22 protein-coding genes and 1 pseudogene are annotated in these 19,896 nt (G+C 71.4%); 10 read left to right on the plus strand and 13 right to left on the minus strand.

Features of this window, described 5'->3' with window-relative positions; translation table 11 throughout:
* The 4 genes and pseudogenes from IE264_RS22850 to IE264_RS22865 form a co-directional block, all read right to left on the minus strand.
* Nucleotides 1–197, minus strand: a pseudogene (locus IE264_RS22850) (electron transfer flavoprotein subunit alpha/FixB family protein); the annotation flags it as partial.
* Nucleotides 198–257: 60 nt separating this feature from the next.
* Complete coding sequence (locus tag IE264_RS22855) at nt 258–1,043, minus strand: electron transfer flavoprotein subunit beta/FixA family protein (RefSeq protein ID WP_190167686.1); 786 nt, start codon at nt 1,041–1,043, stop codon at nt 258–260.
* Nucleotides 1,044–1,248: 205 nt separating this feature from the next.
* Complete coding sequence (locus IE264_RS22860; protein ID WP_015606983.1) at nt 1,249–1,755, minus strand: flavin reductase family protein; 507 nt, start codon at nt 1,753–1,755, stop codon at nt 1,249–1,251.
* A 208-nt stretch (nt 1,756–1,963) separates the two neighbouring features.
* Nucleotides 1,964–2,290 carry a TlpA family protein disulfide reductase gene (locus IE264_RS22865; RefSeq protein WP_015606984.1) on the minus strand — a complete coding sequence of 109 codons (327 nt, stop codon included), beginning with the start codon at nt 2,288–2,290 and terminating at the stop codon, nt 1,964–1,966.
* 229 nt (nt 2,291–2,519) lie between these two features.
* Between IE264_RS22865 and IE264_RS22870 the strand changes: the two genes are divergently transcribed.
* Nucleotides 2,520–3,242, plus strand: a complete 723-nt coding sequence (locus IE264_RS22870) for a lysophospholipid acyltransferase family protein (protein ID WP_032759779.1) — start codon at nt 2,520–2,522, stop codon at nt 3,240–3,242.
* 42 nt (nt 3,243–3,284) lie between these two features.
* Here the strand turns inward: IE264_RS22870 and IE264_RS22875 are convergent, their stop codons facing one another.
* The 4 genes from IE264_RS22875 to IE264_RS22890 form a co-directional block, all read right to left on the minus strand.
* The gene (locus IE264_RS22875; protein ID WP_032759780.1) at nt 3,285–3,884 is read right to left on the minus strand and encodes a transglutaminase-like domain-containing protein; all 600 of its coding nucleotides are present in this window, start codon (nt 3,882–3,884) and stop codon (nt 3,285–3,287) included.
* 83 nt (nt 3,885–3,967) lie between these two features.
* Complete coding sequence (locus tag IE264_RS22880) at nt 3,968–5,029, minus strand: threonine aldolase family protein (protein WP_180288991.1); 1,062 nt, start codon at nt 5,027–5,029, stop codon at nt 3,968–3,970.
* Nucleotides 5,026–5,793, minus strand: a complete 768-nt coding sequence (locus IE264_RS22885; protein WP_032759781.1) for an SDR family NAD(P)-dependent oxidoreductase — start codon at nt 5,791–5,793, stop codon at nt 5,026–5,028. Before IE264_RS22885 ends, IE264_RS22880 begins: the two co-directional genes overlap by 4 nt.
* A gap of 26 nt (nt 5,794–5,819) precedes the next feature.
* Nucleotides 5,820–7,217, minus strand: coding sequence for a DUF6421 family protein (locus IE264_RS22890; RefSeq protein ID WP_015606989.1), 1,398 nt, complete (start codon nt 7,215–7,217; stop codon nt 5,820–5,822).
* Nucleotides 7,218–7,511: 294 nt separating this feature from the next.
* Between IE264_RS22890 and IE264_RS22895 the strand changes: the two genes are divergently transcribed.
* Nucleotides 7,512–8,195 (plus strand): glycerophosphodiester phosphodiesterase, encoded by a 684-nt coding sequence (locus IE264_RS22895; protein ID WP_078618630.1) that lies wholly within the window; start codon nt 7,512–7,514, stop codon nt 8,193–8,195.
* Between the two features lie 80 nt (nt 8,196–8,275).
* On the opposite strand, the gene IE264_RS22900 is transcribed toward IE264_RS22895, so the two are convergent.
* Complete coding sequence (locus IE264_RS22900; protein ID WP_032759782.1) at nt 8,276–8,833, minus strand: GNAT family N-acetyltransferase; 558 nt, start codon at nt 8,831–8,833, stop codon at nt 8,276–8,278.
* 194 nt (nt 8,834–9,027) lie between these two features.
* Here IE264_RS22900 and IE264_RS22905 point away from each other — a divergent pair, with 194 nt between their 5' ends.
* The 4 genes from IE264_RS22905 (at nt 9,028) to IE264_RS22920 (ending at nt 11,772) form a co-directional block, all read left to right on the plus strand.
* On the plus strand, nt 9,028–9,648 hold the full coding sequence (locus IE264_RS22905; protein WP_032759783.1) for a DUF5134 domain-containing protein: 621 nt from the start codon (nt 9,028–9,030) through the stop codon (nt 9,646–9,648).
* A 97-nt stretch (nt 9,649–9,745) separates the two neighbouring features.
* Nucleotides 9,746–10,681, plus strand: a complete 936-nt coding sequence (locus tag IE264_RS22910) for a M56 family metallopeptidase (RefSeq protein ID WP_015606993.1) — start codon at nt 9,746–9,748, stop codon at nt 10,679–10,681.
* A gap of 98 nt (nt 10,682–10,779) precedes the next feature.
* Complete coding sequence (locus IE264_RS22915) at nt 10,780–11,472, plus strand: phosphatase PAP2 family protein (RefSeq protein ID WP_032759784.1); 693 nt, start codon at nt 10,780–10,782, stop codon at nt 11,470–11,472.
* A 120-nt stretch (nt 11,473–11,592) separates the two neighbouring features.
* On the plus strand, nt 11,593–11,772 hold the full coding sequence (locus IE264_RS22920) for a hypothetical protein (protein WP_015606995.1): 180 nt from the start codon (nt 11,593–11,595) through the stop codon (nt 11,770–11,772).
* A gap of 298 nt (nt 11,773–12,070) precedes the next feature.
* Here the strand turns inward: IE264_RS22920 and IE264_RS22925 are convergent, their stop codons facing one another.
* On the minus strand, nt 12,071–13,564 hold the full coding sequence (locus IE264_RS22925; RefSeq protein ID WP_032759785.1) for an LVIVD repeat-containing protein: 1,494 nt from the start codon (nt 13,562–13,564) through the stop codon (nt 12,071–12,073).
* 160 nt (nt 13,565–13,724) lie between these two features.
* Between IE264_RS22925 and IE264_RS22930 the strand changes: the two genes are divergently transcribed.
* Both IE264_RS22930 and IE264_RS22935 read left to right on the plus strand, forming a co-directional pair.
* Nucleotides 13,725–14,408 (plus strand): DUF305 domain-containing protein, encoded by a 684-nt coding sequence (locus tag IE264_RS22930; protein ID WP_015606997.1) that lies wholly within the window; start codon nt 13,725–13,727, stop codon nt 14,406–14,408.
* A 131-nt stretch (nt 14,409–14,539) separates the two neighbouring features.
* Entirely contained in the window at nt 14,540–15,931 is a 1,392-nt protein-coding gene (locus IE264_RS22935; RefSeq protein WP_032759786.1) for an FAD-dependent oxidoreductase, read from the plus strand.
* Nucleotides 15,932–15,974: 43 nt separating this feature from the next.
* Here the strand turns inward: IE264_RS22935 and IE264_RS22940 are convergent, their stop codons facing one another.
* Nucleotides 15,975–16,703 (minus strand): class I SAM-dependent methyltransferase, encoded by a 729-nt coding sequence (locus IE264_RS22940; RefSeq protein ID WP_032759787.1) that lies wholly within the window; start codon nt 16,701–16,703, stop codon nt 15,975–15,977.
* Between the two features lie 91 nt (nt 16,704–16,794).
* Nucleotides 16,795–17,199 carry a hypothetical protein gene (locus IE264_RS22945; protein WP_032759788.1) on the minus strand — a complete coding sequence of 135 codons (405 nt, stop codon included), beginning with the start codon at nt 17,197–17,199 and terminating at the stop codon, nt 16,795–16,797.
* Nucleotides 17,200–17,321: 122 nt separating this feature from the next.
* On the opposite strand from IE264_RS22945, the gene IE264_RS22950 reads away from it, so the two are divergent.
* Nucleotides 17,322–17,876, plus strand: a complete 555-nt coding sequence (locus IE264_RS22950) for a GNAT family N-acetyltransferase (protein WP_015607001.1) — start codon at nt 17,322–17,324, stop codon at nt 17,874–17,876.
* Here the strand turns inward: IE264_RS22950 and IE264_RS22955 are convergent.
* Nucleotides 17,864–18,580, minus strand: coding sequence for a cupin domain-containing protein (locus tag IE264_RS22955; protein WP_032759789.1), 717 nt, complete (start codon nt 18,578–18,580; stop codon nt 17,864–17,866). The genes IE264_RS22950 and IE264_RS22955 overlap by 13 nt on opposite strands.
* A gap of 220 nt (nt 18,581–18,800) precedes the next feature.
* On the opposite strand from IE264_RS22955, the gene IE264_RS22960 reads away from it, so the two are divergent.
* Nucleotides 18,801–19,886 (plus strand): WD40/YVTN/BNR-like repeat-containing protein, encoded by a 1,086-nt coding sequence (locus tag IE264_RS22960; RefSeq protein ID WP_032759790.1) that lies wholly within the window; start codon nt 18,801–18,803, stop codon nt 19,884–19,886.
* The last annotated feature ends 10 nt before the right edge of the window (nt 19,887–19,896 follow it).

Here is a 19,896-nt window from a genome sequence, read left to right on the forward strand (position 1 = left end):
TCCGTGAACTCCGGGGCATCGGCGGTCAGGACCTTCACCGCACCGTGCTCACCCAGCACACCCGCGGTCGCCTCCGCACCCGCGCCCAGCGCGAGCGCGACCGGGTCACCGATACGGCGGGCCAGCGTCAGCAGCTCCAGCGTGGGCTTGCGGACCGCACCGTCCACGTGATCGACCAGAACAAGAACTTCAGCCATGACAACGCACTCCAGACGAGAAATGACGAGAGAGAGGAACAGCAGGGAGGGGCATACGGGCTAGATGAACTTCTGGCCCGCGAGGAACTCGGCGAGCTGCTTGCCGCCCTCGCCCTCGTCCTTCACGATCGTGCCCGCCGTACGCGCCGGACGCTCCGTCGCCGAATCGACCGCGGTCCACGCACCCGCCAGACCCACCTCGTCCGCGTCCAGACCCAGATCGTCCAGGTCCAGGGACTGAACCGGCTTCTTCTTCGCCGCCATGATCCCCTTGAACGACGGGTAACGCGCCTCACCCGACTGGTCGGTCACCGACACCACCGCCGGAAGCGAAGCCTCCAACTGCTCCGAGGCCGTGTCGCCGTCACGGCGGCCGGTCACCACACCACCGTTCACCGCCACCTCGGAGAGCAGCGTCACCTGCGGCACACCCAGACGCTCCGCCAGCAGGGCCGGCAGGACACCCATCACACCGTCGGTGGAGGCCATCCCGCAGATCACCAGGTCGAAACCGGTCTTCTCGACCGCCTTCGCCAGCACCAGCGACGTACCGATCACATCGGTGCCGTGCAGATCGTCGTCCTCGACGTGAACAGCCTTGTCCGCACCCATCGACAACGCCTTGCGCAACGCGTCCTTGGCGTCCTCCGGACCCACCGTCACCACGGTGATCTCCGCATCGTCCGCCCCGTCCGCGATCTGCAGCGCCTGCTCGACCGCGTACTCGTCCAGCTCCGACAGCAGACCGTCGACATCCTCACGGTCCAACGTCAGGTCATCGGCGAAATGCCGGTCACCGGTCGCGTCGGGCACGTACTTCACACAGACAACGATCCTCAAGCTCACGCCGGCTCTCCTACTGCATCGTCATTTCTGGGCTGCCTTGTTGCACGCAGCATAGGCGCCTTACAGGGCCGTTTCCGGTCGGGCCGACCGGGCTCCCGGCCGATATTACTCGCCAGTACACCCAGTCCGTTACCCCTGAGCAAGCGCTCCGCACTGTGACCTTGCCTACGGCGGAAACGTCCCTGCACGCGTGGCCTGCTCGCCCTCAGTCTCGCAGAGCCGTGAACCGTCCCTGGTGGTAGACCAGCGGCCGGCCGGCCCCCGACGGGTCGCCGGCCACGGCCTCCGCGATCACGATGCGGTGGTCGCCGGCCGGGATGCGGGCCACCACGCGGCAGACCAGCCAGGCGGAGACGCCGGCCAGCAGCGGAACGCCCTCGGGGCCGCTGCTCCACTCGGTGGACGGGCCGAAGCGGTCGGCGCCGCTGCGGGCGAAGGTGGCGGCCAGCTCCTGCTGGTGCTCGCCGAGTATGTGGACGCCGACATGCTCCGCCTCGGCCAGCACCGGCCAGCTGGAGGAGGAGGTCCCGATGCCGAAGGAGATCAGCGGCGGCTCGGCGGCGACCGAGTTGAGCGAGGTGGCGGTGAAGCCGACCGGACGGTCGCCGGTCGCGGTGATCACCGCGACGCCTGCGGCGTGCCGGCGGAAGACGGAGCGCAGGAGCTCGGGCGATGCCGTGAGGGAGGGGGCGAGTTCGGGCGAGGCCGTCATAGAGGTGTCCTTCTGCGGGGGAGGCGTAAGGGGCCGTGGTTGCTCAGGCACCCGGACAGCGCGCACTCGCGTGACGTACGAGGTCCACGTGGACCCGGCCGTAGAGAAGGAGTTCTGGCGGCATAGCGTCAGACTGACGATGCGTGGCGGGTGCAGTCAAGTGCGTTCCGCAATGTGGGAGATGCGTCACGGTCCGTCATATGGCCCGTCATATGGCCCGTCCCAGCGCCGCGACGACGTCGGCGGTCCGGGGCTGACCCGACGCGCGGCGGACCACTTCGCCCGCACTGTCGAGCACGAGCACGGTGGGCGTCTTCGTGATGCCGAGCTGCCGCACGAGCGTGAGATGCGCCTCGGCGTCGATCTCGATGTGCGCGACCCCCTCGACCATGGCGGACACCTCCACGAGCGTGCGGCGGGTGGCCCGGCACGGCTGGCAGAAAGCGCTGGAGAACTGGACGAGCGTCGCCCGTTCCCCCAGTTCCGCGCCGAGTTGGGACGCGTCGAGCCGTTGCGCGGGTGTTCCGCCGTCCACTGTCGCCTCCTGATCAGAGCTCTTCGCAAGGAGTCAGCACCGGCCGGGCGCCGGACATTCCCGCAGCTCGGGGGCGGCTCGCACGTGACGAGAATCTCGCCGCCCGGGCCCACCGGGACTGGCCACGGGCCCGCGCATGGGGCACCATCGCCACAATGCCGAAAACCTACGGCTGCGTAACTTCCGCCGGGAGAACCCTCCCCAGGCGCTGAAGAAGGGTCTTCTCCAGATGGCAGAACTCGTCTATCGACCGGTCATCGGCGCCGCTCGCACCCTGTTCAAGGCGCTCGACCTGAAGATCGACACTCAGGGTTCGGAGCACATCCCGAAGACCGGTGGCGCGGTGCTGGTCAGCAACCACATCAGCTACCTCGACTTCATCTTCACCGGCCTGGGCGCCCTGCCGCAGAAGCGGCTCGTCCGCTTCATGGCGAAGGAATCGGTCTTCCGGCACAAGGTCTCCGGTCCGCTGATGCGCGGGATGAAGCACATCCCGGTCGACCGCAACCAGGGCGAGGACGCGTACGCCCACGCGCTGCAGTCGCTGCGTTCCGGTGAGATCGTCGGCGTCTTCCCCGAGGCCACCATCTCGCAGTCGTTCACGCTGAAGAGCTTCAAGTCGGGTGCCGCGCGCCTCGCCCAGGAAGCCGGGGTCCCGCTGATCCCGATGGCGCTGTGGGGCACGCAGCGGATCTGGACCAAGGGTCGGCCGCGCAACTTCAGGCGCAGCCACATCCCGATCACCATCCGGGTCGGCGAGCCCATGGAGGCGCCCGCCGACCAGTACGCCGGTGCGATCACCCGGCGGCTGCGGGAGCGCGTGCAGGAGCTGCTGGAGGCGGCGCAGCGGGCCTACCCGGTGCGCCCGAAGGACGCGAGTGACACATGGTGGGTGCCGGCCCATCTCGGCGGTACGGCCCCGACGCCCGCCGAGGTCCGCGAGCTCGGCTGACCCGACCCCCTCTCTGAGCCCCCGACGCGCCGCGCCGGGGGCTCAGAGCTGTGTGGGGAGGTTCCGCCAGAGGTCCGCGCGGTCGCGGGCGCTCCGCAGGGCGTGGAGGACCTCCACGGGCGGTGTGGTGTGGACGGCCGAGTAGTCCACTTCTCCGAGCTCCTCGCGTACCGCCCAGGCCAGCCGCTCGGTGTCGAGGGAGAACTGCGCGTCCACCCCCGGTTTGTTGCCCCGGGGGTCCACCCTCGCCCAGCGGTCGTGGCCGGGGAGCCGGAGTGCGACCAGGCCGTGGACCACCGGGTTCGTCCCGTCGTCGTCGGTGAGCCGCTGGTAGCAGAGCCCGGCCGGGAGGCCGTGGGCCCGAAGCAGCGCGGTGAGCGCGATGGCCTTGGCGTAGCAGATGCCGTTGCGGGTGGCGAGGACGTCGGAGGCGCGCCAGGTGACGCGCGGATCGCCCGAGTCCGCGGAGTGCGGAATGGTGTCGCGTACGTACTCGAAGGCAGCGCGGGCGTATGTGTATGCGTCGTCGGCCTGGTGTGCCAGGTCTGCCACCGCCCGCCTCACCACGGGATGCCGGTGGTCGACGGCTTCGTCGGCGGCCAGATAGGCGGCGGTGTCCGGGGACTGCTGGATCAGTTCCATGGTCCCGGAGCGTACGAAGCGGCCGACCGGAGATCAATCGATTTCCGGTCGACCGCATACTCATGCAGCGCGAGAGGGCTGCGTTACCGCACCATCTCTTCCTTCAGCGCCTGGAGGAAGGCGTCGACGTCGTCCTCCCGGGTGTCGAACGCGCACATCCAGCGGACGTCACCGGCGGTCTCGTCCCAGAAGTAGAAGCGGAAGCGCTTCTGCAGCCGCTCGCTGACCGCGTGCGGCAGCCGGGCGAAGACGGCGTTGGCCTGGACCGGGTAGAGGATCTCCACGCCGTCGATCGCCCGGACGCCCTCGGCGAGCCGCTGGGCCATGGCGTTGGCGTGCCGGGCGTTGCGCAGCCACAGGTCCTTGGCGAGCAGCGCCTCCAGCTGGACGGAGACGAAGCGCATCTTGGAGGCGAGCTGCATGGAGAGCTTGCGCAGGTGCTTCATCGCCCGGACCGCGTCGGGGTTGAGCACGACGACGGCCTCGCCGAACAGGGCGCCGTTCTTGGTGCCGCCGAAGGACAGCACGTCGACGCCGACCGTGTTGGTGAACGTCCGCATCGGCACGTCCAGGGATGCGGCCGCGTTGGCTATCCGGGCCCCGTCGAGGTGGACCTTCATGCCGCGCTCGTGGGCGTGGTCGCAGATGGCGCGGATCTCGTCGGGGGTGTAGACGGTGCCGAGCTCGGTGTTCTGAGTGATCGAGACGACCTGCGGCATGGCCCGGTGCTCGTCGTCCCAGCCGTACGCCTGCCGGTCGATGAGCTCGGGGGTGAGCTTGCCGTCCGGCGTGGGTACGGTGAGGAGCTTGAGGCCGCCCATCCGCTCGGGCGCGCCGCCCTCGTCCACGTTGATGTGCGCGGACTCGGCGCAGATGACCGCGCCCCAGCGGTCGGTGAGGGCCTGGAGGGCGACCACGTTGGCTCCGGTGCCGTTGAAGACCGGGAAGGCCTCGGCGGTGGGGCCGAAGTGGCTGTGCATGACGCGCTGGAGGTGGCCGGTGTAGTCGTCCTCGCCGTAGGCGACCTGGTGGCCGCCGTTGGCGAGGGCGATGGCCGCGAGGACCTCGGGGTGCGCACCCGCGTAGTTGTCGCTGGCGAAGCCGCGCACCTGCGGGTCGTGGTGACGTCGCGCGTCGGTCCTCACGTTTGCGGGGTCAGCCACAGGCGCTTTCCGTTCACTTCGGGGGCGGGCTTGTCCCAGACGCCGGCGATGGCCTCGGCCAGCTCCGTGACGTCGGTGAAGCCCGCGAACTTCGCATTCGGGCGCTCGGCGCGCATGGCGTCGTTCACCAGTGCCTTGACCACCAGGATCGCAGCCGCCGCCGCGGGCCCGTCCTCGCCCCCCGCCTTGCGGAAGGCGTCCCCGAGCGCGAGGGTCCAGGCCTCGGCCGCGGCCTTGGAGGCGGAGTAGGCGGCGTTGCCCGCGGTGGGCTTGCCGGCGCCGGCGGCGCTGATCAGCAGGTAGCGGCCCCTGTCGCTGCGCTGAAGGGGTTCCTGGAAGGCGAGCGAGGTGGACTGGACGGTGCGGATCAGCAGCTTCTCCAGGGTGTCCCAGTCCGCGAGGCTGGTCTCCTGGAAGCTGGGGCTGCCGCGCCAGCCGCCGACGAGGTGGACCAGGCCGTCGATCCGGCCGAACTCGGCCTCGGTCCGCTTGGCCCAGTCCCGGGCCGCGTCGAGGTCGAACAGGTCGACGGTCTCCCCGGTGACGGTCGCGCCGCCGTGGGCGTAGCGGGCGGCGTCCACCGCCTCGGCGAGCCCCTTGGGGTTGGCGTCGCAGCCGACGACGGTCGCGCCGGCCTCCGCGAGCCGCAGCAGCGTCGCGCGGCCCGCGGGCCCCGCCGCTCCGGCGACCGCGATCACAGCACCTTCGAGCACGCCTGTTCCCTCGCCCTTGCCGATTCCGTTCATGGCCACCGCCTCCTCGGGAGATGCGTTCACGCGGCTGCCTGCTCGGCGCTCGCGGCGGTAATTCCCTTGGTGGAGGCAATCACGTGCTTCAGCTTCTTGGCGAGCGCCTCATAGAACATGCTCAGGGGAAACTCGTCCGGAAGCACGTCGTCGACGAGCTTACGAGGGGGCTGAGTGAGGTCGAGGGCGTCGGGACCCTTGGCCCAGGTGGATCCCGGGTGCGGGGCGAGGTACTCGGCGACCAGGTCGTATGCGGCGAACCAGTGGACCAGCTTGGGGCGGTCGATGCCGTCGCGGTAGAGCTTCTCGATCTCGGCGCAGAGCTGGTTGGTGACCTGCGGGGCCAGCTCCCAGTCGATCTTCAGCGTGTTGTCGGTCCAGCGGACGACGTCGTGCTTGTGGAGGTAGGCGAAGAGCAGCTGTCCGCCGAGGCCGTCGTAGTTGCGGACGCGCTCGCCGGTGACCGGGAAGCGGAACATCCGGTCGAAGAGGACCGCGTACTGGACGTCACGGCCGTGCGCGTTGCCCTCGGCCTCCAGCTTCACGGCCTCCTTGAAGGCAGTGAGGTCGCAGCGCAGCTCCTCCAGGCCGTACATCCAGAACGGCTGGCGCTGCTTGATCATGAACGGGTCGAACGGCAGGTCTCCGTGGCTGTGGGTGCGGTCGTGGACCATGTCCCACAGGACGAAGGCCTGCTCGCAGCGGGTCTGGTCGCCGATCATCTCGCGGATGTCCTCGGGCAGCTCCAAGCCGAGCAGCTCGACGGAGGCCTCGGTGACACGGCGGAAGCGGGCGGCCTCGCGGTCGCAGAAGATGCCGCCCCAGGTGAAGCGCTCGGGGGCCTCGCGCACGGCGATGGTCTCCGGGAAGAGGACCGCGGAGTTGGTGTCGTAACCGGCGGTGAAGTCCTCGAAGGTGATCCCGCAGAAGAGCGGGTTGTCGTAGCGGTCGGCTTCGAGGTCGGCGAGCCACTCGGGCCAGACCATCTTCAGCACGACCGCTTCGAGGTTGCGGTCCGGGTTGCCGTTCTGCGTGTACATCGCGAAGACGACCAGGTGCTGGAGGCCGTCGACGCGGTTCCGCGCGGGCTGGAAGGCGAGCAGCGAGTCCAGGAAGTCCGGCACGCGGAAGCCGTCGGCGGCCCAGCGGCGCAGGTCGGTGACGAGCGCACGGTGGTAGGCGGCGTCGTGGGGCAGCAGCGGGGAGAGCTCCTCCACCGCGCCGATCACCCGCTCGACGACACGCTCGACGGTCGCGGGCGACGGGGCGCCCTCGGCCTCGAAGTCGATGGAGCCGTCCTTGGACTGCCAGGGGCGGATCTCCTCGACGGCATCCCTGAGCGCGGGCCAGGCCGGGTGCTCGACCACCCGCGGGGCAGTAGCTATCGCGCCGTCGGTGGCACCGTGCACAAGAATTTCCGTCATAACACTTCCTCCACGGGAGAACCTCGCGTGCAGTCACCGTAGCCGCGCAGGGTTACTTCACACAAGTGAAGCCCTGAAAATTATCCTGCCGACCCCCTATGGTCACCGCTGTTTTTCCTGTCGTACGCCGGGTAGGCGCACAGTTCCATCTGTCCATGCTCCGACCGGCCGACCGGGCCCGCACGGCGGCAGACATCGACGGCCCCGGCCGCTACCCTCACCGGTGCCGTCATGCCGTAACCCCGTGCGGGCAGGAGCAGTTGGCGGGCCGCCGCCGACGGAAACGAGGTCGCCTTGTCATTTCTCACCCTGGGTCATCGCGGAGTGATGGGCGTCGAGCCCGAGAACACCCTGCGCTCCTTCGTCCGCGCGCAGGAGGCGGGGATGGACGCCATCGAGCTGGATCTGCACCTCAGCAAGGACGGCGCGCTCGCCGTGATGCACGACGCGGCCGTGGACCGTACGACCGACGGCACCGGGCCGATCGCGGGCAAGACCCTGGCGGAGCTGCGTGAGCTCGACGCCGGGAAGGGCGAGCGGGTGCCGGTCTTCGAGGAGGTCCTGGACGCGGTGGACGCCCCGCTCCAGGCCGAGATCAAGGACGTGGCGGCGGCCCGGGCGCTGGCGGAGGTGCTGCTGGCCCGCGATCTGGTGGGGCGGGTGGAGGTCTCCTCGTTCCACGACGAGGCCGTCACCGAGATCGCCCGGCTGGTGCCGGGGGTACGTACGGTCCTCATCGCCAGCCGCTGGAGCGGGGACATCGTGGAGCGGGCGAAGGCGGCGGGCGCAGCGACGCTGGCGCTGAACATCCGCCGGCTCACGCTGGAGGTGGTGGAACTGGCGCACGCGGAGAGCGTCAAGGTGATCGGCTGGGTGGTGAACACCCAGGACCAGCTGCGCCTCGCCCGGGCGCTGAACCTGGACGGCGCGACCACGGACTTCCCCGAGATCCGCCGCACGGGCCGCTTCACCGCCTGAGGCCCGCACCCCCGCACCGGGGGCGGGCGCCCGCCCGGGCCCCGGGCCGGCGTCCCCGTTGCGTGCCCCTAGGACACGCTCTAGCGGTCCCCGATGGTCTTGACCAGCAGCTCGAAGGCCAGATCGTCGCGCTGCGGGATGCCGAAGCGCTCGTCGCCGTACGGGAACGGCGTGAGCCGGCCGGTGCGCCGGTAGCCGCGCCGCTCGTACCAGGCGATCAGCTCCTCGCGCGCCGAGATCACCGTCATCTGCATCTCGGTGACGCCCCAGCTCTCACGGGCCGTGCGCTCGGCCTCGGCGATGATCACCTTGCCGAGGCCGCCGCCCTGGGCGCCGGGGCGGACCGCGAACATCCCGAAGTACGCCGCGTCGCCGCGGTGTTCGAGCTGGCAGCAGGCGATCAGTTCACCCTCGCGCTCGACCGCAAGCAGCCGGCCCGCCGGAGCGTTGATCACCTGGCGCACGCCCTGCTCGTCGGTCCGCTGCCCCTCCAGGAGGTCGGCCTCCGTGGTCCAGCCGGTGCGGCTGGAGTCGCCGCGGTAGGCGGACTCGATGAGCGCCACCAGCGCCGGTGCGTCCGCATCGGTCGCGTCGCGGAAGGTCAGGCTGGCCGAGCCGGGTGGCGTGGCGGTGTCCATGGGGAACGCTCCGTTCTCTGCTGCTCTCTGCGTGCCGTGCACGCGTTCGGGTCGAGAGTAACGCGACCCGGAGCGCCCCTTCCGGGCCCCGGCGCACCCCCTTCACGCCCCTGCGCGCCGGGTTCGGCGGCCCGGGCCTGGGCATCGACCAGGGGGTGCCGTACGTCGTCGTACGTCCGAGGGGGAGGTTCGCCGTGCACGGAGGGGCCCTGGCCGGCTGGCTGCTGATGGCGTTGTGCGCGGTGAGCGGCGCCTACTGCCTGCTGCGCACCCGCACCGGCACCCCGCAGGAGCGCAGAACCGCGCGCGGCGAGGCGCTGATGGGCTTCGGCATGGCGGCGATGGCCGTTCCGGCGGCGGTGCTGACTCCCCCGGAGGGGGCCTGGGCGGTGTACGGGGTGGTGTTCGGCGCCGCCGCGCTGCGCGCCCTTTGGTCGGCCCGGCACGGCTCCCACCATCTGCACCACCTGGTCGGTTCGCTGGCGATGGTCTACATGGCCGTGACGATGGCTCCGGGGGCGGCGGGCGCGGGCGGGCATGCCGGGCACGGGGCGGCGGCGGGAGGGGCCGGGGGCGTTCCGCTGCTGACGGGGGTGCTGCTCGTCTACTACGCGCTCTACGTGCTGCGCTCCGCCGGACATCTCATACCGGCGGGGACGGGCGTCGCGAGCTTCGCGGGCGGCAGTGCGGAAGGGGTCGTACGCGGCGGCGGGGACGGTGTCGTGGGCGGTACGACGGGCGGGGGGACCGAGCTGACGATGGCGTGCCGGCTCACGATGGGCATCGCCATGTTCGCCATGCTTCTCACCCTGTGAGACAGATCGCGAGACAGGGGCCTTCCCAACCGTGGTCTACGTCACTTGCCGGGCGCAGCCGTACCCGCGGATCGCCCGCCCCTCATAGGCTGACGCCATGCTGGTCTCCCTCGCGCTGCTGCTGCTCGGTGCACTGACCGCCCTGGTGACCCCGCGCCTGATGGCCCGGGCCCGGTGGCCGGAGCGGGAGCCGGTCGTGGCGCTGTGGGTGTGGCAGTGCGTGGTGGCCGGGGTCCTCGTGTCGTTCGCGCTCTCCATGACGTTCAGCGCGGCCGCCGCCTGGCAGGCGGTGCGCGGTCACGTCTTCGCCCCCGCCCCGCATGCCGTGGTCGAGGCGTACGCCCTGGCCGCGTACGGCCCCTGGTCGGCGGTCATCGCGGTGCTGCTGGCGCTGGGCGGGCTGTGGAGCGGCGCCATGCTCCTGCGGGAGATCGGGCGTGCGCGGCGGCGCCGCAGGCAGCGTCGGGCGGAACTGCTGGTCCGCTCTCCGCTGATGCCGGGCGAGGAGCCCGGCGCCGACCGCCTCGTGGTGCTGGAGGGCGAGCGTCCGGACGCCTGGTGGCTGCCGGGGACGGCTCCGCAGCTGGTCATCACCACCGCCGCCCTCGGTCGGCTGAAGGGCCGTCAGCTGGACGCGGTGCTCGCCCATGAACAGGGCCATGCCCGGGCCCGGCACGACTGGCTGCTGCACTGCTCCTCCGCACTGGCCATCGGCTTCCCGCAGATCCCGGTGTTCGCCGCCTTCCGCGACGAGATGCACCGCCTGGTCGAGCTGGCCGCCGACGACGTGGCCTCGCGCCGCTTCGGCCGGCTGACGACCGCGCTCGCCCTGGTCGGGCTCAACGAGGACCGCGGGGTCTTCGGCCCCTGCCCCACCCCGGACGCCCAAGTCCCGCTGCGCGTCAACCGGTTGCTGGCTCCGGTCGACCGGCTGACGGCGGGCCGCCGACTGCGCCTGACGGCGGCGGCCGCGCTGGTGCCGGTCGTCCCGCTCGTGGTGGCTTTCGTTCCGGGACTCCGCGCTCTGGGTTAGCCACAGGGCCGGGACTTCACACCCCGGCTCGGCCACACGGCCCGGAATTCCGCGCTCCGGGTTGGCCACAGGGCAGTTGCGTCCGCGAGGATCGCCCCATGCCCTCCCCCCAAGCCCCCCGGCCGGCCCTCTCCCCCCGCCCCTCGGCCGCCCTGGCCGCAGGAACCGTGGGCATCGCCCTGTTCACGGTGCTGCTCGCCCTGGTCGCGGCGGAGTGGTCCCCACTGATGACCCTGGACCGTACGGTCGCGGAGAGTCTGCACCGGCACGCGGTGGCCGATCCCGGGCTGGTCCGGGTCAACCGGGTGCTGACGGACTGGTTCTGGGACCCGTGGACGATGCGGGCACTGATCGCGGCGGCCGTGATCGCCCTGTGGTGGCGCGGCGCACGGCTGCTCGCCCTCTGGGTGGCCGCCGCCAGTCTGCTCGGCTCCCTCCTCTCGCAAGGGGTGAAGGCCGCCGTGGACCGCGAGCGCCCCCGCTGGCCGGATCCGGTGGACTCGGCCCACTTCTCGGCCTTCCCCTCCGGCCACGCCATGACGGCCGTGGTGAGCTGCGGGCTGCTCCTGTGGCTGCTGCGGCTGTACGGCGCGGGCCCGGCCCTGTGGGCCGTGGCGGTGGCCGTGGCGGTCGTCTCCGCGATCGGGGTGGCGGTGACCCGGGTGTACCTGGGGGTGCACTGGCTGACCGATGTGGTGGGCGGGGCGTTGCTGGGGGTGGCGGTGGTGGCGTTCACCGTCGCCGCATACCCCGGGAGCCCGTCCCGCCGGGCGCCGGAGCCCGAGGTGTGAGCCAGATCCCGTCCCGGACCCGCGATGTGAGCGAAATCCCGTCCCGAACCCCCGCTGTGTGAGGGATATCCCGTCCCGCAAGGGGTCGGATCATCGGATCGGGGCCGTAGCCTTGTATCCATGTCCCCGATGTCGTCGTCGTCCGTTTCCACGCGCTCCGCCACAGAGGTCAACGCGGCCATCCGCGGCCTGTGGCAGCGCTCGGGCGGTTACCTGTCCCCGCAGGACGAGGCCGAGTACCAGCGTCTGCTGGTGGAGTGGGCCGCCGCGACCGGCGGCAACGCCCGTACCGCCGTCTGAGCCCTCGTCCGGGCCGGCGCCCCGGGGACACACACCTGACTCCGGCGATCCCCCGCGTCGCCGGATCCAGGCGCGCCCCTCGGCCGCGCCTGAAGCAGGCAGGACCATGGGCCGCGTCGGAGGCCGGAGTTGCGGGGCCCGCCGACACAGGGATACAGCATGTCCCGGGCCGGCTCATCGGTCAATGAATATTCTGTGACGCACACGCGGGGGCCGGCGCCTGCCGGGCGGGAAGAACCGCCCGGCGGACGCCGGCCCCGAAGTGCGGGACGGACGGAAGACCTCTCCTGCCGACGGATCAGCGGTCGAAGTAGTCCGGCTGCGTCTGCACGTTGAGCCCGTCCAGCTTCACCCGGTCCGCCGGGTCGGTACGCCGGTCGTTCAGCTTCAGCACGTCGAAGCCCTTGGCGATGTCGCTGGAGTAGATGTAGCCGTTGTAGTAGTACGCCGACCAGGGGCCGGCCGTGGTCACCTGACCGAGCGTGACCGGGCCGCGCTCGAAGAAGGCGATCTCCTTGGGCTTGGCCGAGTTGGTGAAGTCCCAGACGGAGATGCCGCCCTGGTACCAGGCCTGGACCATCAGGTCCTTGCCCTTCACCGGGATGATCGAGCCGTTGTGGGCGACGCAGACCTCGACGTCGGCCTGGTGGCGGTCGATCTTGAAGTAGCTGCGGAAGACCAGCTTGCGCTTGTCGCCCTTGCCCACGATGTCGTAGATGCCGTCGGCACCCCGCTTGGGGCCGATCTGCTCGTTGCAGGTGGCCGCGCCGCCGCCGCCGAGCTCATCGGTGAAGACGACCTTGTTCGCACCCTGGTTGAAGGTGGCCGAGTGCCAGAACGCGAAGTTCACGTTGTCCTGGACCCGGTCGATGATCTTCGGGTTTGCCGGGTCCTTGATGGAGAACAGCAGGCCGTCACCCATGCAGGCACCGGCGGCCAGGTCCTTGGAGGGCAGGACCGTGATGTCGTGGCAGCCCGTCGTCTTGGAGACGCCCGGGTTCTCGGGCGCTCCCGGGTTGCCGCCGTCCGGGAAGAGCACCGGGAAGCTCACGATCCGGGCCTTCTGCGGCTTCTTGACCGGCACCTTGATGATGGAGATGCCGTCGTGCGGCGGCTGGCAGTCGGGGAACGTCTCGTTCGGCGAGTACGAGGAGACGTAGATGTAGATGTTCTTCTTGCCGTCCGGCACCAGGGTGTGGGTGTGCGAGCCGCAGGCGGTCTCGACAGCCGCGATGTACCGGGGGTTGCGCTTGTTGCTGATGTCGAAGATCTTCATGCCCTCCCAGGAGGACTTCTCCGTGGCGGGCTGGGTGGTGCTGGAGCAGGAGTCGTCACTGCGCGAGGAGTCGGTGGACAGGAACAGCAGGTTCCCGGAGACCGAGATGTCGTTCTGCGAGCCCGGGCAGAGGACCTCGGAGACCGTCTTCGGCTTCTTCGGGTTGCTGATGTCGTAGATGACGAAGCCGTCGTAGTTGCCGACGTAGGCGTACTTGCCCTGGAACGCGAGGTCCGTGTTGAGGCCCTTGAGGGCGCCCTTCGGGACGTTCGTCAGGTGCTTGATGTTGGAGCTGTGGACGATCTCGTCCACGCCGGGTATGTCACCGCCGCGGATGGCGGCGCGGGCCTCGGCCTGCTGACTGGTGGTCACGGAGCCGCGTTCGGCCGGTGCATCGCCCGGGTCGGGCGTCGCGGCTGCGGGTGCGGCCGTCAGCAGCGCGGCGAAGAGCCCGGCCGCGGCTGCTGCCACGCCCAGACGTCTGCGCCGCACGCGGGTGGTGTGCAACGAGATCACTGCGTCCTCCCTTGTATCCGTTCGGGGTTCGAACGGTTCACGGACCCCGGCAGTATCGTCCCTCCCATGTACACATCAACAGATGGCAACAGAGACGTAATGAAGTTTTTGATCTTTGCGCCCGCGGAAGCGTGCTAGGAACGGTCTGCAACACACTCATATGGCACAGGAGGTCGCCGTGTTGATCCACCGTCCGTCCGCCCGTCTGCGCGCAACCGCCCTCACGGCAGCGGTGGTCGCCGCTGTACTCGTCCTGGGCGGCTGCGACGGCGACGGCGAGACGAAACCGGCCGCCGGCAAGGACGCAGGTCCCAAGGTGGTGGCCCCCGGCAGACCGGGCGAGCCCGCCCGGAAGCTCACCGCCGAGGAGGCCGCGAAGGAAGCGAGCAGGGACACCGCGAACTCCGCCGACTTCCGTTATGCGCAGATGATGATTGAGCACCACTCCCAGGCCCTCGTGATGACCGAACTCGCCCCGGACCGGGCCTCGGACACGACCGTCAAAAGGCTCGCCGAGCGCATATCCGCAGGCCAGAAGCCTGAGATCGGCGCGATGGAAGGATGGCTGAAAAACAACGGTGGCGAGGACCGTAAACAGCCCCACGACCACGCGGGAATGCCCGGCATGGCGACCGGGGCCCAGCTGAAGGAGTTGCGCGCGGCGAAGGGCAAGGCCTTCGACGAGCTCTTCCTTGAGCTGATGATCACCCATCACCAGGGGGCGATCACCATGGCCACGGAGGCGCTCTCCGAGGGGAACGACGTGTTCGTCGAGGAGATGGCGAGCGATGTCGTCGCCCAGCAGACGGTGGAGATCAACCGGATGCGCGCGCTGATGGCGTGAGCGCCGGGCCGTCCCCGCGCCCCGGTGGCTTGAGCGCCGGGCAGCCCGCGACCCGGTGGCGTGAGCGCCGGGCAGCCCGCCTTCCGGGTGTCGGTGCGATGCTGGAAGCACCCTCCGGGAAGAGGTGCGCCGTGCTCCGTGTCGCCGTCGTCGGTTCCGGCCCCAGCGGGGTCTACACCGCCCAGGCCCTGCTGAACCAGTCCCTCGTGCCCGATGTCCGCGTCCACGTCCTGGACCGGCTGCCCACCCCGTACGGCCTGGTGCGGTACGGGGTCGCCCCCGACCACGAGAAGATCAAGTCGCTCCAGAACAGCCTGCGGGCGGTCCTGGAGGACGAGCGGGTCACCTTCGTCGGCCATGTGCAGATCGGCGGTACGGGCGGCGTCTCCCCGGCCCGGCTGGCGGAGCTGTACCACGCGGTCGTCTACTGCGTCGGGGCCGCGGCCGACCGCCCGCTGGCGGTGCCGGGCGAGGATCTGCCGGGGAGCTACTCCGCCACCCGGTTCGTCTCCTGGTACAGCGCGCATCCGGACATCGCTCCCGACGGCTTCGCCCTTCAGGCCCGCTCGGCCGTGGTGATCGGGGTCGGCAACGTGGCGGTCGACGTGGCCCGGATCCTGGCGCGCGGCGCCGACGAGCTGCGCGCCACCGATGTGCCCAGGGCCGCACTCGGGGCGCTCGCCGGGAGCCGGGTGCGCGAGGTGCACATCGCGGGCCGCCGCGGACCCTCCCAGGCCCGGTTCACCACCAAGGAGCTGCGGGAGCTGGGGGCGCTGCCCGGGGCCCGGATCGTCGTCGACCCGGCGGAGCTGGCCATGGACCCTGCCTACGCGGCCCAGGAGGGGCTGCCGCTGCCCGCGGTGGTGCGGCGGAACCTGGAGGTGCTGCGCGGCTGGTCGGCGGAGGGGGAGCCCGCGGTGCCGGTGCACGGGCATCCCGCGGTCTCCGACGCCGTACGCCGGATCCGGCTGCGGTTCTTCCTGCGCCCGGTCGAGCTGCTGGAGCGCGGCGGCCGGGTCGCCGGGGTGCGGTTCGCTCGTACGGCCCCGGACGGCGCCGGGGGCGTACAGGACACCGGTGGGTACGAGGACGTGGAGGCCCAGCTCGTGCTGCGGGCCGTCGGCTACCGGGGGGTGGAGCTGCCCGGCCTGCCCTTCGACCCGGTGCGCGGGACGGTGCCGCACGCGGCGGGGCGGGTCCTGCGGGACGGGGTGCCCTCGCCCGGTGAGTACGTGGCGGGGTGGATCAAGCGGGGCCCGACCGGGGTGATCGGTTCGAACCGGTCCTGCGCCAAGGAGACCGTCGCCTCGCTGATCGAGGACGCGCCGCTGCTCGCCCGGCGGCCGGCTGCCGACGACCCGCTGGCCGTGCTGCGGGCGTGGGGGCTGCGGCCGGTGGAGTGGGACGGCTGGCTGTCGATCGAGCGCGCGGAGGCGGCCCTGGGGCGTTCGCTGGGGCGGGGGCCGGTGAAGATCCCCGACTGGCCGGGGCTGCTGGCGGCGGCGCGGGGCGAGGAGGGGTGAGACCCCCTGCGCCGCCCCGGGCCGGGCGGCCCGGCCCCCTGCGTCACTCCCGGGTCGCCACCACGAGCCGGGCGCGCGGGGAGCCGTCGGGGCGCTCTCCCAGGTCGGTCAGGGCCATCAGCCGCACGCTGAATCCCGCGCCGGTGAGGTCGTCGAGCACGTCGGAGAGCCGGAACGTGCGGTAGTACATGATGAACTTCGGGCTCCACAAGGCGTTGCGCACCCGCATCGCCGCATCGAAGCCGAGGAACGACCAGTAGGCGCGCGACCCCACGGCCGGAGGGGCCCCGATCGGGAAGACGAAGCGGCCGCCCGGCCGGAGCGACCCGTACACCTCGGCGAAGAGCCCGAAGCGGTCCGCGGGCAGGAAATGGCCGAACGCACCGATGCTCAGGGCCAGATCGAAGGACGGGGCGAAGGGGAGCGTCAGAGCGTCGGCCCGCACCCAGTCGACCGCCGGTCCGCCGTTCCCGGGCGGCAGCGACGCACGGGCCTCGGCGAGCATGCCCGCGCTGAAGTCGACGCCGACGACCCGCTCCCGGCACACCTGCCGCAGCACGCCCACGCCCGCGCCGGTCCCGCAGCAGACATCGAGGCCTGTGCCGAAGGGGCCCAGCGGCTCCAGCGCCCGGGTGACGCTGTCGAGCACGCGGTCCGGGGTCCGGTAGGGCGTGTGGTCGAACTTCGGGGCGAGGAGGTCGTAGCCGCGCTGGGTCGACGAGAGCGCCTGGACGGCCAGTTCGCGGAGGGTGGGGCCCTGTTTGGTGAACATCGCGACCAGCCTATCGAGGGGGAAGGCGGGCCGGGGACCGGAGTTGCCGTTCCCGGCGGCAGGAGACCGGGCGGACCTGCGGCCGGAGGGTTCAGCGCTTGCCGGGCAGCCGGCGCCGGAGGGTGATCGCGGTGTTGACGTCGTAGCTCTGGGTCCAGGTGCGGCTTGCCCCGGACTTCCAGGTGACCTGGGCCGTGGACCCGTCGGTCCGTACGCCGTCCACGGTCATGGCCTTGTCGCCGTCCCGCACATCACCGCGGCGCAGTTCGCCTGCCGGGACCGTGACGGGCCCCTCGGCGGGCGCGTTCTCGGTCTCCTCGGCCGCCCGGACCAGCGCGGCGGCCAGCTCGCGGGCCCCGGCCGGGGTGCACGACCAGCGAAGCTCGCCCGCCGGGGGCGACAGCGTCACGGAGACCCGGGGATCGGGCCCGGCCTCCCCCGGAACCACCGCCACCGGGACGTCGTGACCGTCGGCGTCCGTGATCCCGCTGCCCATCGTCTGCTCCTCGTGCCGGGGTCCTGTGGTGTGTGCCGCTCCAGCATCGCAGCCGCACCGGACCCCGCTGACCAGCGGAATTCGATTGTGCGGGCAGCGGGGCATCCGTAACTTCACCCCCTGTGAATCCCTCTCTGCGCACCGACCGCCTTCTGCTCACCCCCTACACGCCCGCCGACGAGGAGGAGTTCGTCGCCCTGTTCCAGGACGTCTCGGTCTCCCGGTGGATGGGTGACGGGCCTTCCACGGAGGCCGAGGACCGCGCCCTCTTCGGCCGGATCTTCACCAAGGTCTACGCCGAGAACCGCTTCGAGGTCTGGGCGGTCAAGGTCGGCGGCGAGCTCGTGGGGCATGCCGAGATCAAGCCGACAGAGGCGTCAGGCGGGCACGAGATCATCTACGCGCTCGCCCCCTCGGCCTGGGGCCGGGGCCTCGGTACGGAGCTGGCGCTCGCCCTGGTCGGGCACGGGTTCGGCACCCTCGGGCTGACGGAGGTGCACGCGACCGTGGCCGCCGAGAACGCCGCCTCACTGGCTGTACTGGGCCGGATCGGCTTCGCCCACGTCAGGGACATCCAGGAGGACGACGGCTCCACCACCCGGCTGCTGACGTGCCCGCGTGACTCCGCCCCTGCCGTGCGGGCTCCGGGCTCCTCGGAGACCGCTCACACCCGGTAGACGTCCAGGCGGCCGCACATCCCGAACCGCCCCCGCTCCACCGGCTGTTGCCCGTGCACCCGGGCCCCCGCCAGATGGCCCCGATCGCCGCGCCCCAGCGCTTCGAGCTGGGCGGCGGTCGCGGCGGCGGCCATGGCGGCACCCCGCTCCCAGCGGGTGCGCCACTCCTCGACGCGGGGCCGGACGAGTGCGGCGGCGGCGCGGTGGAACGCGGCGAGGGGCTCCGGATCGCCTGCGTCCGCCGCCTCGCGCAGGGCGAGGAACCCCGCCACGGCAAGGTCCCGGCGGGTGCGGGCGGCGTGTTCCCGCTCGGCCTCCGTGCCGTCCGCCGGCAGCGCGACGGCAGTGGCGTAGACGTCCGGGCCGGTGAGGAGGGCGGGCGGCAGGGTGAGGACGGCGTCGCCGGCTTCCGGCAGCCCGCTGTTCTGCATGAGTACGACGACGCGCAGCCCGTCCTCGTTCACCAGCCGGTGGATGGTGCCCGGGGTGAACCAGACGAGCGCCCCGGGTGCCAGGGGCGTCTGCCGGAACCCGGTGGTGGTGAGGGTCTGTACGGATCCGGTGCCGCCGACCACGACGTACCCCTCGGAGCAGGTGAGGTGCAGGTGCGGGGTGCCGCCGCGCAGGCCATCGGCGGCGGGCCAGTCGTAGACGGTCAGGTGGGAGACGGCAACGGCGCCGGGCAGTCCTTCGAAGGTCACCACGGGTGCTCCAGGGGCTGGGGGCTCGCCAGGGACTGCAAGCGCTTACTACGGCAGGTGAACGCTAGGGCCGGCACCGCTGGGGGGTCAAGGGAGCCGTCGCCGTCCGGGCGTCTCCCGGTACCGGGAGACGGACGTGCCGGGCGCGTGCGCGAGCCACTGTCAGTGGCCGGGTGCAGACTGGCTCACGTCCGGCACAACGGCGTATCGGGAGGTCTCCACCATGACCGACGTACTGCTCACCGTGGGCACTCGCAAGGGTCTCTTCATCGGCCGCAGACACGAGGGGAACTGGAAGATCGAAGGGCCGCACTTCAACGCGCAGGCGATCTATTCGGTCGCCGTCGACACCCGTGGGTCCACGCCCCGGCTGCTGGCGGGCGGCGACAGCGCGCACTGGGGGCCGTCCGTCTTCCACTCCGACGACCTGGGCGAGAGCTGGGTCGAGCCGCAGCGCCCCGCGGTGAAGTTCCCCGAGTTCACGGGGGCGTCGCTGGAGCGGGTCTGGCAGTTGCAGCCGGCCGGACCCGAGGCGCCGGACGTGGTGTACGCGGGCACCGAACCCGCCGCGCTGTTCCGCTCCGAGGACCGGGGCGAGTCCTTCGAGCTGGTCCGCCCCCTCTGGGAGCACCCGACGCGCTCGAAGTGGGTGCCGGGCGGTGGCGGAGAGGGGCTGCACACCATCCTCACCGACCGCCGGGACGCCCGTGCGGTGACGGTCGCGGTCTCGACGGCGGGCGTGTTCCGGACCAAGGACGGCGGGGAGAGCTGGGCCCCGGCGAACAGAGGCGTCTCCGCGGTCTTCCTGCCGGATCCGGACCCGGAGTTCGGTCAGTGCGTCCACAAGGTCGCCCGGGACGCGGCCGATCCGGACCGGCTCTACCTCCAGAACCACTGGGGCGTCTTCCGCAGCGACAACGGGGGCGACAGCTGGAGCGACATCGGCGCGGGCCTGCCCTCCGACTTCGGGTTCGCCGCCGTGGCGCACCCGCACCGCGGCGACACGGCATACGTCTTCCCGATCAACGCCGACGCCGACCGGGTTCCGGCGGAGCACCGCTGCCGGGTCTTCCGGACGAGCGACGCGGGGCGCACCTGGGAGCCGCTCACGGTGGGCCTGCCGGGCGGGGCGCACTACGGCACGGTGCTGCGCGACGCGCTCTGCACGGACGACGCGGACCCCGCCGGGATCTACTTCGGCAACCGCAACGGCGAGTTGTACGCCAGCGCGGACGACGGCGACAGCTGGCAGCAGCTCGCCTCGCACCTGCCGGACGTGCTCTGCGTAAGGGCGGTGGCCCTCGGCTGACGGCAGTTGA

Origin of the sequence: Streptomyces microflavus, assembly GCF_014650075.1 — a bacterium.
Classification (GTDB): Bacteria; Actinomycetota; Actinomycetes; order Streptomycetales; family Streptomycetaceae; genus Streptomyces; species Streptomyces microflavus.